This is a genomic window from Pseudomonas sp. FSL R10-1350 (assembly GCF_009600525.1).
In the GTDB taxonomy this organism is placed as follows: domain Bacteria; phylum Pseudomonadota; class Gammaproteobacteria; order Pseudomonadales; family Pseudomonadaceae; genus Aquipseudomonas; species Aquipseudomonas helleri.
On sequence record NZ_WIVR01000058.1, the window covers coordinates 20059 to 33824 of the forward strand.

The following is a 13766-nucleotide window of genomic DNA, read 5'->3' on the forward strand; positions in this document are numbered from 1 at the left end:
TGGTGGGGATGAATCCGTAGCAGTTGCCGCAGGCTACGTCCGGCGACGCAGTCGTCGTAAAACCGGCGATCACGATCTTTCAGATAGAACGTGATCTTCGCATTTACGATTGCTGCGCAATCGGACGCAGCCTCGCTGAGCTCGGCAGCTGCTACGAGGTTAAATGCACCTCACCCAAACGCCCGCCCAGCGGCCCGAAGCTGTGCTCCACCATCACCCGTGAACCATCGGCATTGACGATCAGCGCGGTGCTGGCGCGGGTGCCGTAATTGGGGCTGGCGATAAACACACTCGACAACAACGTCTCCGTGGCCAGCCCGACGCCGGTGTCCGGCAATTTATTGAAGGGCGCTGCTTGCGGGTCTTTGAGCAGGGCCAGCAAGGCTTGCGGCTGCGGGTCGTTCAGCACCTCGGCCAGCGCCGCCTTGGCCCTGAGCAGCTTGGGCCACGGGGTGTCCAGCCCGGCATTCGACAAGCCATAAATCCCCGCACTCAAGGGCTGCGGCACCAGCTCTTTGGAATTGAAATGCCAGAGCTGGTCACCATCCCCCAGCAGCAGGTTAAAACCGGCATAACTCAGCCTTCGTCGGTCAACATCCTCGAAATACTCAGCAATGTGCTGATTGCCACTCAAAAAATCAGACACCAGCTCACCCCGCGAATGCCGCCCGGGCGGTTGGTGCGGTTCACGGATATTGGTCAGTGCGGCAAAGCGGCCATTGGCCCCTATGCCGAGCCAGGTGCCGCCTGCCTGCAGGTCACGCCCGGCAAACACCTGCGGTGCTTCAACCCACTGGGCCAACGGTTTAGTGGGGCGCGCATAAAATTCATCGCGGTTGGCCGCAACGACCAGAGGCTGTGCGTGGCCGGGGCGCCAAGCGAAGACAATCAGGCACATGGGCAGTCCTTAATGTTTTTTTAATCACTGTACTTATAGATTGCCCCTGCGTGTTACGCCATGCGGGATGGAGCCCGAGCCCTTGCTCCGTTACCATGCGGATCAAAAATAGGGGGCGTCATGGAATTTCTGCTCTATCTGGTGTTGGGGGGCTTCGCTGGGGTACTGGCCGGATTGTTCGGAGTCGGTGGCGGGCTGATCATCGTGCCGGTGCTGGTGTTCAGTTTCACCTTGCAAGGTTTCAGCAACGAGGTGTTGACCCATTTGGCCGTTGGCACGTCATTGGCGACCATTATCTTTACCTCGATCAACTCAGTGATTGCGCACAACCGCAAAGGCGCGGTGCTGTGGCCTCTGTTTGCCTGGATGAGCCTGGGGATTCTGGTCGGGGCCGGGATAGGCGCATTGACCGCCGAGGCGATCTCCGGCCCGCACTTGCAGAAAATCATTGGCGTGTTTGCCGTGATCATCGCCCTGCAAATGGCCCTGGACCTAAAACCCAAGGCCAGCCGAACGGTGCCGGGCAAGGTGGGTCTGAGCTTGGCCGGTAGCGTGATTGGCTGGGCGTCGGCGATTTTCGGTATCGGCGGCGGCTCGCTGACCGTACCGTTTTTGACCTGGCGCGGCGTGACCATGCAGCAAGCCGTGGCCACTTCGTCGGCCTGCGGTCTGCCCATCGCGGTTGCCGGTGCGTTAAGTTTCATGATGATTGGCTGGCACAACCCTGACTTGCCCGCGCATAGTCTCGGGTTTGTTTATATACCCGCGTTGGTCGGGATCGCCCTGACCAGCATGTTTTTTGCCCGTTTCGGTGCGCGTTTGGCCCACAAGCTTTCGCCGCGCCTGCTGAAACGGCTGTTTGCCGCACTGTTGTTCTGTGTCGGTTTGAGTTTCCTGATCTAACGAGGAGTCGCAATGCTGCCTTACCCGCAGATTGACCCGGTGGCATTGGCTATCGGACCGCTGAAAATCCATTGGTACGGCTTGATGTACCTGATCGGCATTGGCGCCGCCTGGCTGATCCTGTCGCGACGTCTCAACCGCTTCGACCCGACCTGGAACAAAGAGAAACTCTCGGACCTGGTGTTTTGGGTGGCCATGGGCGTGATAGTCGGCGGCCGCCTGGGCTACGTGCTGTTTTATGACCTGAGCGCCTACATCGCCAACCCGCTGCTGATTTTTGAAGTGTGGAAAGGCGGCATGGCGTTCCACGGCGGCTTGATCGGCGTAATGCTGGCGACCTGGTGGTTCGGTAAGCGCAACGGTAAATCGTTCTTCCAGATCCTCGACTTCATCGCCCCTGTGGTGCCGATTGGTCTGGGCGCAGGGCGTATCGGTAACTTCATCAATGGCGAGTTGTGGGGCAAGGCCAGCGACGTGCCGTGGGCGATGATCTTCCCCACTGACCCACAACAGTTGGCGCGCCATCCGTCGCAGCTTTACCAGTTTGCCCTGGAAGGTGTGGCACTGTTCCTGGTGTTGTGGCTGTACTCGCGCAAACCTCGCCCTACAATGGCGGTTTCCGGGATGTTTGCCCTGTTTTACGGGATCTTCCGTTTCATCGTCGAGTTCGTCCGCGTGCCGGACGCTCAGCTAGGCTACCTGGCGTTCGGCTGGGTAACGATGGGGCAAATCCTCTGCCTGCCGATGATCGCGGGCGGCCTGTTCCTGATCTGGCTGGCCTACAACCGTGATCCGGCGGCTCAAAAGGCTGCGCATTAAATTCGAATCGCAGGGCCCGCGCGGCCCTGCATTCAAACGCTAGGAAAACCATGAAGCAATATCTTGACCTCGTTGCCAACGTCATTAAAAACGGCACCTTGCAAGCCAACCGTACCGGCGTGAAGACCATCAGTCTGCCGGGCGCCATGTTGCGCTACGACCTCAAAGAAGGCTTCCCGGCCATCACCACGCGCCGCATGGCGTTCAAATCGGCGATTGGCGAGATGTGCGGCTTTTTGCGCCCGGTCAACAGCGCGGCTGACTTCCGTGCGCTGGGCTGCAAGGTCTGGGACCAGAACGCCAACGAAAACGCCCAATGGCTGGCCAACCCGTTCCGTCAGGGCGAAGACGACCTGGGCGAGATCTACGGCGTGCAATGGCGCAAGTGGCCAGCCTACAAGCAAGTGGCGCGCAGCAACCAGGCCGCCATCGAGCTGTGCCTGAGCCAGGGTTATCGCCAGATCGCCGAAGGTGAAGAAGACGGCGCGGCCTACGTGGTGCTGTACAAAGCCATCGACCAGGTACGCCAGTGCGTCGACACGATCATCAATGACCCGGGCAGCCGCCGTATTCTGTTCCACGGCTGGAACTGCGCCCAGCTCGACGAAATGGCCCTGCCGCCGTGCCACCTGCTCTACCAGTTCCACCCGAACGTTGAGACCAAGGAAATCTCCCTGACCCTCTATATCCGTTCGAACGACCTGGGCCTGGGCACGCCGTTCAACCTGACCGAAGGCGCCGCGTTGCTGAGCCTGATCGGCCGCCTGACCGGCTACACGCCACGCTGGTTCACCTACTTCATTGGCGATGCCCACGTGTATGAAAACCACTTGGACATGCTCAACGAACAGCTGACCCGCGAACCGTTCCCGATGCCAAAACTGGTGATCTCGGACCGCGTACCGGAATTCGCCAAGACCGGCGTTTACCAGCCGGAGTGGCTGGAACTGATCGAGCCGGGTGACTTCAGCCTCGAAGGCTACCAGCACCACGCCCCCATGACCGCGCCGATGGCGGTGTAACCCGCGTCCCTCGCGCCTTGTGGGAGCGGGCTTGCTCGCGATCGAATCGCTGTGGTCTAAAAGAGCACCGAGTCGTTTGTATCGCGAGCAAGCCCGCTCCCACGGGGCGAGGGTGTTGGCCTAATGCCCGTGGCTTCTGCCCACATGGCTTGGCTCGCCTTCTGGCGCTGCCACTGAACCGCTGACTTCCAGACGCTGCAAAATCGCGCACTGATCCATCCCCGGCCCTTCGCCACAGCGTTGGCGCAGGTCGAGCAGTTGCACCTGCAAAGCTTGCAAGCCATCAATGCGCGCCTTGACGTGGTGGATGTGCTCGTCGATCAACGCATTCACGCTTTCGCATTGGTCCTGCGGGCTGTCGCGCAGATTGAGCAGGCTGCGGATTTCTTCGAGGGTCATGTCCAGGCTGCGGCAATTGCGGATAAACGTCAGCCGCTCGACATGGGCCTGGGTGTACAAACGGTAGTTGCCGTCACTGCGCGCAGGCTCTGGCAACAAGCCTTCACGCTCGTAATAACGGATGGTTTCGACCTGACAATCGGTCAATTTCGCCAGTTCACCAATCTTCATCGCGCTTATCTCCCAAAGGATGCTTGACCCTATAGTGGCTACAGGGTCTTTACTTGGCAACAGGCACCTTTTTGGACGCACCCGATGAGCGACTCCATTCACACTTCGCACAAACCACACGCTGATCATGATCATGACCATGACCATGACCATGACCATGACCACGGCCATGAGGAAAAGCACGACCACGCCAGCCACGCGCACAGTTGCTGTTCAAGCACTGCCGGGCCGAGCGTGATCAAGCTCAGTGCCACGCCCACCATGGGCGCGCGCCTGAGCAGTTTCCGCATTGAAGCCATGGACTGCCCGACCGAGCAAACCCTGATCCAGAACAAACTGGGCAAGCTGGCCGGTGTGCAGCAGCTGGAGTTCAACCTGATCAATCGCGTGCTGGTGGTGACCCACGACCTGCCGTCGACTGATCCGATTGTCGCGGCCATTAAATCCCTGGGCATGCAGGCCGACCCGCTGCAAACCGGCGCCGATGCTGACGCGCCGCTGTCGCCTGCGCCGAAAAAACACTGGTGGCCGTTGGCGCTGTCCGGTGTCGGTGCGTTGGCGGCAGAAGTGCTGCACTTCACCGGCGCAGCGCCGACCTGGGTCATTGCATTGGTGGCGCTGGTGTCGATTTTCAGCGGCGGCCTGACCACCTACAAAAAAGGCTGGATTGCCCTTAAAAACCTCAACCTGAACATCAACGCGCTGATGAGCATCGCCGTGACCGGCGCCCTGCTGATCGGCCAATGGCCCGAAGCGGCGATGGTGATGTTCCTGTTTACCGTGGCCGAGCTGATCGAAGCCAAGTCTCTGGACCGTGCACGCAACGCCATCAGCGGCCTGATGCAAATGGCTCCGGACAAAGCCACCGTGCAGCAAGCCGACGGCACATGGCTGGAACGTGAGGTTAAAGACGTCGAACCGGGTGCCATCGTGCGGGTTAAACCCGGCGAGCGCATTGGCCTGGACGGCGAAGTGGTGGCGGGCAGCTCAAGTATCGATCAGGCGCCGATTACCGGCGAGAGCCTGCCGGTGGAAAAAACCGTGGGCGATAAAGTCTTTGCGGGCACCATCAACCAGGCCGGTTCGCTGGAGTTTCGCGTTACCGCAGCGGCCAACAACTCGACCCTGGCGCGCATCATCCTGGCGGTGGAACAAGCCCAGGGCGCCCGTGCGCCGACCCAGCGCTTTGTCGACAGCTTCTCCAAAATCTACACCCCGGTGGTGTTTCTGCTGGCCTTGGCTGTGGCGATTATCCCGCCGCTGTTTATGGGCGAGACGTGGTTCGACTGGATCTACCGTGCGCTGGTGCTGCTGGTGGTGGCGTGCCCGTGCGCGCTGGTGATCTCGACCCCGGTAACCATCGTCAGCGGCTTGGCAGCCGCTGCGCGCAAAGGCATCCTGGTCAAAGGCGGTGTGTACCTCGAAAGCGGCCACAAGCTGGACTTTTTGGCGCTGGATAAAACCGGCACCATCACCCACGGCAAGCCGGTGCAAACCGACTACCTGCCGCTCGACCCGCTGCACACCGAGAGCGCGGTGCTGCTGGCTGCAAGCCTGGCTTCGCGTTCGGATCACCCGGTGTCGATGGCCGTGGCCAATGCCGCTGTGGATAAAAACCTGACGCTGCGTACTGTGGATAACTTCACGGCGCTGGCAGGGCGTGGCGTACGTGGCGACATCGACGGCAAGGTTTACCACTTGGGTAACCACCGCCTGATCGAAGAGCTGGGCCTGTGCTCGCCCGCCCTTGAGGAGAAGCTCTTCGCGTTGGAAGAACAAGGCAAAACCGTGATCTTGCTGATCGACAGCGCAGGCCCCATGGCGTTGTTCGCCGTGGCCGACACGGTCAAGCAAACCAGCCGCGAAGCAATCCGCGAGCTGCACGCGCTGGGGGTCAAAACCCTGATGCTGACCGGCGACAACCCGCACACCGCCAACGCGATTGCGGCCCAGGTGGGCATCGACCAGGCGCAGGGCAACCTGCTGCCGGAGGACAAACTCAAAGCCATCGAAGCCCTTTATGCACAGGGCCATCACGTGGGCATGGTCGGCGACGGCATCAACGACGCCCCGGCATTAGCCCGCGCCGAGATCGGTTTTGCCATGGCGGCAGCCGGTACGGATACCGCCATAGAGACGGCAGATGTCGCCCTGATGGACGATGATCTGCGCAAAATACCGGCTTTCATTCGCTTGTCACGGGACACCGCGAGCATCCTCAAACAGAACATTGCCTTGGCATTGGTCATTAAAGCGATCTTTCTTGCGGTAACCTTCATGGGCTTGGCCACCATGTGGATGGCCGTCTTTGCTGACATGGGCGTGAGCCTGTTGGTGGTGTTTAACGGGTTGCGCCTGCTGCGCAAATAGATCAAGAGAGGCCACAGTGCTGAGTGCCGAGCTGAAAGCGTTTTACCGGGTGGCCCAGTTGGGCAGCATCACACAGGCGGCGAAAAAGCTCGGGTTGAGCCAGCCGACCGTGACCACCCAGATCCGCCAGCTCGAAAGCCAGTACGGTGTAGAACTGTTCTACCGTGGCGGGCGGCGCCTGACCCTCAGCGATGAAGGCGTGCGCTTGCTGCCCATGGTTAAAACGCTGTTGCAGCAAGAGGCCGATATCGAGTTCTTTTTGCGCAACAGCGGCCACGGCACCGGCACGTTGCGCATCGCCGCCACCGCGCCGTATTACATCCTTGATCTGGTCAAAGCCTTCCGCGAGCGCCTGCCGCAGATTGTCGTGTCGGTAGACATTGGTAACTCCCAGCAAGTGCTCGAAGCGCTGGACGAATACCGCGTCGACATCGCCGCCTCGTCGCAGTTGCTGGAAGACCCACGGCTGATACGCCGGGTTCTGGGCTCCGATCCGCTGGTGGTGGCGGTGCACCGCAATCACCCGTTGGCCAAGCTCGATCACGTGCCGCTGAGCGCCTTGGCCGGGCATTGCCTGCTGATGCGCGAGCAAGGCTCGACCACGCGTAAATTGACCGAAGAACTGCTCAGCAGCGCCGGGGTTGGTTTTGGCCCGCTGCTGGAAATTGGCAGCCGCGAATCGATCCGCGAAGCGGTGCTGCGCGGTATCGGCATCAGCATCATCGCCCGCCAGGAAGTCCCCCACGACCCGCAACTGCGCGTACTGACCCTCGAAGGTGCGCCGATGATCGCCGAGTATTTGTACTGCCTCAAAGAGCGAAAGTCTGCGCGCTTGCCTGCGGCTTTTCTGGGGCTGGCGCAGGAAATGGCCCCGGCCTGACCCCCTGTAGGAGCGAGCTTGCCTCGCGATCTTTTGATCTTTTTAAAAGCTCGCGAGCAAGCCCGCTCCCACAGGGATGTTGTGAGCATTACTCCAAAATCCACCAATACCTCTATCGACAGCTTTTGCCTGACTGCCACATCTTGTACGCATAGCGCCTCTAGGATGACCCCATCTGCTTGATGAGGTGCATCCATGAACCGCTCGAACGCAACCCCTTTGACCCAACCCGGCGTGCCGATGAAGGTGCGCAACGTGAGCAAGCGCTTTGGCGCTTTTACCGCGCTGGACAACGTCTCGCTGGAGGTGGCGGCGGGTGAACTGGTGTGTCTGCTCGGGCCCTCAGGGTGCGGCAAAACCACCTTGCTGCGCTGCATCGCCGGACTGGAACGTCAGGACGATGGCGTTTTGTACCTCGGTTCACGGGATGTCTCAGACCTCGCCCCGCAAGCACGGGACTACGGGATCCTGTTTCAGTCCTACGCACTGTTCCCCAACCTGACCGTTGAGGCCAACATCGCCTACGGCCTGGCCGGCAGCAACCGCGACGTGGTGCGCAAGCGCGTCAGCGAGATGCTCGAACTGGTGGGCCTCACGGGCAGCGAAAAGAAATTCCCCGGCCAACTGTCCGGCGGTCAGCAGCAGCGAGTCGCCCTGGCCCGCGCTTTGGCGCCTGCACCGTCGCTGTTGCTGCTCGACGAACCGATGTCGGCGCTGGATGCCCGGGTGCGCGAGCATTTGTGCACCGAGTTGCGCCAATTGCAGCGCAGCCTGGGCATCACCACCTTGATGGTGACCCACAACCAGGACGAAGCCATGCTGATGGCCGACCGCATCGCCGTGATGAACAACGGCAAGGTCGAGCAGTACGCTACCCCACAAGAGATCTACAACAAGCCTGCCACGCCCTTTGTTGCCGAGTTTGTCGGGCAAGGCAACTGGCTGCCGTTTGACCACAACAGCGGCACTTACGCGCAGGTCGGCGGGGTCAACATGCGCTTGGCGGCCGACGCCGGGCACGTCGAGTCGGGGCGGCTGTTTTGTCGCCCCGAGGCAATCAGCGTGAACCCGTTGTTGCACGAAGAAAACCTGTTCCCGGCACGGGTGCGGGACATCACCTTCCTCGGCAATCGCTGCCGCATGAGCTTCGAACTCAACCACCTGCCGGGCCACCCGCTCACCGCCGAAGTCGGCAGCCAGGATTTGCCGCGTCTCGGCGCCCAGGACATCTTCGTCGCCTTGCCGCCGAACAGCCTTCAGGTGTTTGCCTGACATGGCCGCGCCAATGACCTTGCCCCTGTCCGACACCCTGGCCCGTAACGCTGCGCGGGCTGAACGGGGCGACACGTTGTTTGTCCTCGGCGGCAAACTGCTGTTGCTGCTGTTATTGGCCATTGCCGTGCTGATGCCGTTGCTGGCGATCTTCTGGCGCGGCTTCAGTGCGCAAGACGGCCAGGGCGGTGGTTGGGTCGCCGCGCGGGAGCTGGTGACCAGCGATAACTTTCATTGGCTGGTGGGTAACAGCCTCAAAGTGTCGCTCAGCGTGGCGGCGATTGTCGTACCGCTGGCGTACCTGTTTGCCTACGCGCTGCAACGTACCTTGATCCCCGGCAAACGCGTCTGGCGCGGGTTGTCGTTGCTGCCGCTGATGGCGCCGTCGATGTTGCCGGGCATTGCCCTGGTGTATTTGTTCGGCAATCAGGGCCTGCTGCGCGGGCTGATTGCAGACAACATCTACGGCTTCTGGGGCATCGTCCTCGGCGAGGTGATCTACACCTTTCCCCATGCCCTGATGATTCTGCTGTCCGCCTTGTCACTGGCCGATGCCCGGTTGTTTGATGCGGCATCGAGCATGGGCGCGGGGCCATTCAAAGCCTTTCGCAGCATCACCTGGCCGGGCACGCGTCAGGCCGTGTTCGCGGCGTTTTGCCTGGTGTTCACCCTGACCATCACCGACTTCGGCGTGCCCGTGGTGGTGGGTGGCGACTATCAGGTGCTGGCGCTGGAAGCCTACAAAGCGGTGGTCGGGCAGCAACAATTTGGTCGCGGCGCCTTGATCGGCATGGTCTTGCTGTTGCCCGCGCTGTTCAGCTTCGGCGTCGATGCCTGGCTGCGCCGTCAGCACGGCGACGCCATGAGCGGCCGTGCCCAGGTGTTCAAGCCGGTGCCTTCGAGGCTGCGAGATGGCTGCTACCTGGCCATCGCGTTGCTGATCTGCGCCGCCTTGCTGCTGGTGTTCGGGATGGCGGTGTACTCGTCGCTGGTCAAATTTTGGCCGTACAACCTGTCGCTGTCCCTCAACCACTACCAGTTCAATGACACCGCCGGTGGCGGCTGGCTGGCCTACCGCAACAGCGTGACCATGGCCTTGTGCACGGCGCTGATCGGCAGCGCGGTGATCTTCACCGGCGCCTACCTGATGGAAAAAACCCACACCCAGAAGCGCCTGAACCTGGTGCTGCGCATGCTCAGCTTTATCCCCATGGCGGTGCCGGGTTTGGTGCTGGGGTTGGGCTACGTGTTTTTCTTCAACCTGCCGGGCAACCCGCTGCATGTGTTCTACGGGACCATGGCGCTGCTGGTGGTGTGCACCATTGCTCACTATTTGACCACTGCGCAAATGACCGCCACCACCGCATTGCGCCAGCTTGATGGCGAGTTCGAAGCCGCTGCGCTGTCGCTCAAGGCGCCGTTGTACCGCCATTACTGGCGCGTCACCGTCCCGATTTGCCTGCCCGCGCTACTGGACATCGTGCGCTACCTGTTCGTCTCGGCGATGACCACCGTGTCGGCGGCGATCTTCCTTTACAGCCCCGACACCATCCTCGCGGCGGTGGCGGTGCTGAACATGGACGACGCCGGCAATGTAGGCGGAGCGGCGGCCATGTCGACCCTGATTTTACTGACCTCCATTGGCGTGTCCCTGCTCCTGGCCTGGGCTTCACGCGGCGTGTTGCGCCGCTCCCAAGCCTGGCGCCAAGGCGCACCGGCGCAATAACCCTTCCACCTCAAGGAACCGCACCATGTTCAAGCCTCTTGCTCTTGTCGCTGCTGTCCTCACCGCTTTCAGCGTTAACGCCTTTGCCGCAAAAACCGAGCTAACCGTCTACACCGCCCTCGAAGCCGAGCAACTGAAGAGCTACAAACAAGCTTTCGAGAAGGCCAACCCGGACGTTGAGATCAAGTGGGTGCGTGACTCCACCGGCATCATCACCGCCAAACTGCTCGCTGAAAAAGACCGCCCGCAGGCGGATGCGGTCTGGGGGCTGGCGGCGTCGAGCCTGGCGATCCTTGATCAGCAAGGCATGCTGCAACCCTACGCACCGCAAGACCTGGCCAAGATCGGCCCCAACTACCGTGACCCTGCCAATCCACCGGCCTGGGTTGGCATGGACGTGTGGGCCGCGATCATTTGCTTCAACACGGTTGAGGCCGAAAAGCAGGGCCTGAGCAAGCCGGTAAGCTGGCAAGACCTGACCAAGCCCGAGTACAAGGGCAAGATCGTGATGCCGAACCCGGCGTCTTCCGGCACGGGCTTTCTGGACGTGAGCGCGTGGCTGCAAACCTTTGGCGAGAAGCAGGGCTGGGTGTACATGGACGGCCTGCACCAGAACATCGGCCAGTACGTTCACTCCGGTTCCAAGCCGTGCAAATTGGCCGCTTCGGGCGAGTTCCCGATTGGCATTTCGTTTGAATACCCGGCTGTGCAGCTCAAGCGCCAGGGCGCGCCACTGGACATCATCCTGCCTAAAGAAGGCCTGGGCTGGGAGATCGAAGCCACAGCCGTGATTAAAGGCACGCCCCATGAAGCAGCGGCGCAAAAGCTCGCTGACTTCTCGGCCAGCCCGGCGGCGATGGAGCTATATAAAGAGAACTTCGCCGTGCTCGCGCAGCCCGGCATTGCCAAGCCGCAGACCGAATTGCCGGCTGACTATGAGCAACGCCTGATCAAAAACGACTTCGCCTGGGCCTCAAAAAACCGCGATCAAATTTTGACCGAATGGCGCAAACGCTATGACGGCAAGTCCGAGAAAGTGGCCGAATAACTCTTCAGTAACCTGACCCTGTAGGAGCGAGCTTGCCTCGCGATCTTTTGATCTTTTAAAAGATCGCGAGGCAAGCTCGCTCCTACAGGGATTGGATGTGCTCTTCAGGACAGGTGTATGACTATTCTTATCGTCGGCGCTGGCATTCTGGGTTTGTCCCATGCCTACGCGGCCGCCAAACGCGGGCTTAAGGTCCATGTCTTCGAACGCACACTCACGCCCTTGGGCGCGTCGGTGCGCAACTTCGGCCAGGCGCTGGTCACCGGCCAGCCACCGGGGGTGATGCTCGATCTGGCCCGGGCCAGCCGGGGTATCTGGGGCGAGTGGGCGCAGCAGGCGGGCTTTGACCTCAAACGCAACGGCGCGTACCTGTTTGCCCGCACCGAGGCTGAAGAACACCTGCTGGAGGCCTTTTGCCAAGGCCGTGCCCGTGAACACGGTTACCGCGCCGAACTGCTACGTGGTGCTGAACTGGACGCCCTCTACGGCGGCCAGTTCAACCACCATCGCGCCGCGTTGCACGGGCTGGACGACCAACAGGTGTATTCGCGTGAGGCCATTCCGGCGCTGGTGCAGTACCTGCAGCGCGACTTCGGCGTCGAGTTTCACTTTTCAACCCTGGTGCGCGACGTCGAGCCGGGGCAGGTTCACACCACGGCGGGCAGCTTTAAAGGCGCGCAGGTGATTGTCTGTTCAGGGCACGACTATCAAACCCTGCTGGCCGAGCCACTGGCGACGCTCAACCCGCAGGTCTGTCGCCTGCAAATGCTGCGGGTGCGGCCAACAATCGACTTGCAGCTGCAACACGCCTTGCTCACCGGCCTGAGTTGCGTGCATTACGGCGCCTTTGCCGATTTGCCGGAAGCGGCCGCGGTGCAGGCCGAGATCCTGCGCGACAGCCCGTACCTGGATGAGCACGGCATTCACTTGTTGATCAGCCCGACGCCCTACGGCGAGCTGATCGTCGGTGACTCACACCATTACGACAGCGATCCATCACCGTTTAACGCCGAACAGGTCGATAACTGGATGCTGCAATTGTGCGAAGACACGCTCGGCTGTGAAGTGCAGGTGATGGAGCGCTGGCAAGGCGTTTATGGCGCGCGCGGGGCCAAGCCGTTTACCTGGCTGCCGGTGGAGCCGGGCCTGAGCGCCGCCTTGATGCAAACCGGCGTGGGCATGAGCGTTGGCCCGGCGATGGCCGAGCGCAACATCGCGCGTTTGCTGGAGGAGGCGTGATGACCCCGGCACAACTGGCGGTAGAGCGGGTTTTTGCCTTGTATCAGCAGTTCGGCACCGACGATTACATCGGCGAGCCGGTGTCACAGCTCGAACACATGTCCCAGGCGGCGCAGTTGGCGATGGCCGAAGGGCATGACGATGAAGTGGTATTGGCCGCGTTCTTTCATGACATTGGGCATTTGTGCGTCAAAGATGCGCTGAACATGGGCGGATACGGCGTGGTCAGCCATGAACAGGTGGGCGCCGATTACCTGCGTCAGGCGGGTTTCAGTGAGCGCATGGCCAAACTGGTGGAATACCACGTGCAGGCCAAGCGCTACCTGACGTTGCGCCAACCGGGCTATTACGACCTGTTGAGCGAAGCCAGTATCAGGACGTTGGGTTACCAGGGCGGCGTGATGAGCGAAGCCGAGGCCGCTGCCTTTGAACAAGACCCACTGTGCGGGCTTAGCCTGCGCATGCGCCTGTGGGATGAACAGGCCAAGCAACTGCACGCCCCGCTCATCGACCTGCAACTGCTCAAGGCCAAAGCCTTGAACCTGTTAAACACCTAACCCTTGTGGGAGCGGGCTTGCTCGCGATGAAATCACCGCGTTTTAGCGGATGCACCGTGTTGCCTGTATCGCGAGCAAGCCCGCTCCCACAGAAGAGGTGCCGTAGTCAGATTTGCTCGGCCAGCAACTCGATCTGCTCCTGGCGCTCGGCCTGGCTCAATTTGGGGTGCGGGTTGAGCGATGACCATTGCGGGTACGCCCGGGCTTTGTTGAGCGGCTCGGGCAGTTTGCCTTCGCGCCAGGTTTTGTCCTGCGGGGTGGCGACCTGGATGCTGTCGACGGCTGCATGCCCGCGTGCGTTTAGCGCGTGCAGCAACTGGCGCTGACGCAAGGCCAGCAAGCGCAATACGCTGTCGTCCACGGTCAATTCGCGCTGGCCCTTGAGCTTGCCCAGCAAGCGGCTGCCATAGCTGCGCGCCGTTTGCAGCGCGCCTCCGGCAATCGCCCCGGCCAGTGCTGCGG

Annotated in this window: 13 protein-coding genes; 10 read left to right on the forward strand and 3 right to left on the reverse strand. The window is 61.2% G+C overall.

The window, feature by feature from the left end; translation table 11 throughout:
• Nucleotides 1-151: 151 nt before the first annotated feature.
• Entirely contained in the window at nucleotides 152-898 is a 747-nt protein-coding gene (locus GHO25_RS20480; RefSeq protein WP_153392038.1) for an NRDE family protein, read from the reverse strand.
• Between the two features lie 120 nt (nucleotides 899-1018).
• Between GHO25_RS20480 and GHO25_RS20485 the strand changes: the two genes are divergently transcribed.
• The 3 genes from GHO25_RS20485 to GHO25_RS20495 are packed head-to-tail and all read left to right on the forward strand — an operon-like array spanning nucleotide 1019 to nucleotide 3642.
• A complete protein-coding gene (locus GHO25_RS20485; RefSeq protein ID WP_048371054.1) occupies nucleotides 1019-1801 on the forward strand; it encodes a sulfite exporter TauE/SafE family protein in 783 nt (260 codons plus the stop codon).
• 12 nt (nucleotides 1802-1813) lie between these two features.
• Nucleotides 1814-2620: a prolipoprotein diacylglyceryl transferase gene (lgt, locus tag GHO25_RS20490; RefSeq protein ID WP_048390936.1), complete on the forward strand. Its 807-nt coding sequence runs from the start codon at nucleotides 1814-1816 to the stop codon at nucleotides 2618-2620.
• 50 nt (nucleotides 2621-2670) lie between these two features.
• Entirely contained in the window at nucleotides 2671-3642 is a 972-nt protein-coding gene (locus tag GHO25_RS20495; protein ID WP_153392040.1) for a thymidylate synthase, read from the forward strand.
• 120 nt (nucleotides 3643-3762) lie between these two features.
• Here GHO25_RS20495 and cadR read toward each other — a convergent pair whose 3' ends face one another.
• Complete coding sequence (cadR, locus tag GHO25_RS20500) at nucleotides 3763-4212, reverse strand: Cd(II)/Pb(II)-responsive transcriptional regulator (RefSeq protein WP_153392042.1); 450 nt, start codon at nucleotides 4210-4212, stop codon at nucleotides 3763-3765.
• 84 nt (nucleotides 4213-4296) lie between these two features.
• Between cadR and GHO25_RS20505 the strand changes: the two genes are divergently transcribed.
• The 7 genes from GHO25_RS20505 to GHO25_RS20535 all read left to right on the forward strand — a co-directional run bounded on the left by GHO25_RS20505 (nucleotide 4297) and on the right by GHO25_RS20535 (nucleotide 13304).
• Nucleotides 4297-6582 carry a heavy metal translocating P-type ATPase gene (locus GHO25_RS20505; RefSeq protein WP_153392044.1) on the forward strand — a complete coding sequence of 762 codons (2286 nt, stop codon included), beginning with the start codon at nucleotides 4297-4299 and terminating at the stop codon, nucleotides 6580-6582.
• Nucleotides 6583-6598: 16 nt separating this feature from the next.
• Nucleotides 6599-7462, forward strand: a complete 864-nt coding sequence (locus GHO25_RS20510) for a LysR family transcriptional regulator (protein ID WP_178110163.1) — start codon at nucleotides 6599-6601, stop codon at nucleotides 7460-7462.
• A gap of 195 nt (nucleotides 7463-7657) precedes the next feature.
• A complete protein-coding gene (locus tag GHO25_RS20515; RefSeq protein WP_153392046.1) occupies nucleotides 7658-8734 on the forward strand; it encodes a putative 2-aminoethylphosphonate ABC transporter ATP-binding protein in 1077 nt (358 codons plus the stop codon).
• A gap of 1 nt (nucleotide 8735) precedes the next feature.
• On the forward strand, nucleotides 8736-10460 hold the full coding sequence (locus tag GHO25_RS20520) for a putative 2-aminoethylphosphonate ABC transporter permease subunit (protein ID WP_153392048.1): 1725 nt from the start codon (nucleotides 8736-8738) through the stop codon (nucleotides 10458-10460).
• 25 nt (nucleotides 10461-10485) lie between these two features.
• Nucleotides 10486-11508, forward strand: coding sequence for a putative 2-aminoethylphosphonate ABC transporter substrate-binding protein (locus GHO25_RS20525; protein ID WP_153392050.1), 1023 nt, complete (start codon nucleotides 10486-10488; stop codon nucleotides 11506-11508).
• A gap of 117 nt (nucleotides 11509-11625) precedes the next feature.
• On the forward strand, nucleotides 11626-12747 hold the full coding sequence (locus GHO25_RS20530) for a TIGR03364 family FAD-dependent oxidoreductase (RefSeq protein ID WP_153392052.1): 1122 nt from the start codon (nucleotides 11626-11628) through the stop codon (nucleotides 12745-12747).
• Nucleotides 12747-13304: a phosphonate degradation HD-domain oxygenase gene (locus GHO25_RS20535; protein WP_153392054.1), complete on the forward strand. Its 558-nt coding sequence runs from the start codon at nucleotides 12747-12749 to the stop codon at nucleotides 13302-13304. The genes GHO25_RS20530 and GHO25_RS20535 overlap by 1 nt, the downstream gene beginning before the upstream one ends.
• Before the next feature lie 106 nt (nucleotides 13305-13410).
• On the opposite strand, the gene GHO25_RS20540 is transcribed toward GHO25_RS20535, so the two are convergent.
• On the reverse strand, nucleotides 13411-13766 hold a 356-nt coding region (locus GHO25_RS20540), incomplete at its 5' end, for a DUF3482 domain-containing protein (protein ID WP_153392056.1).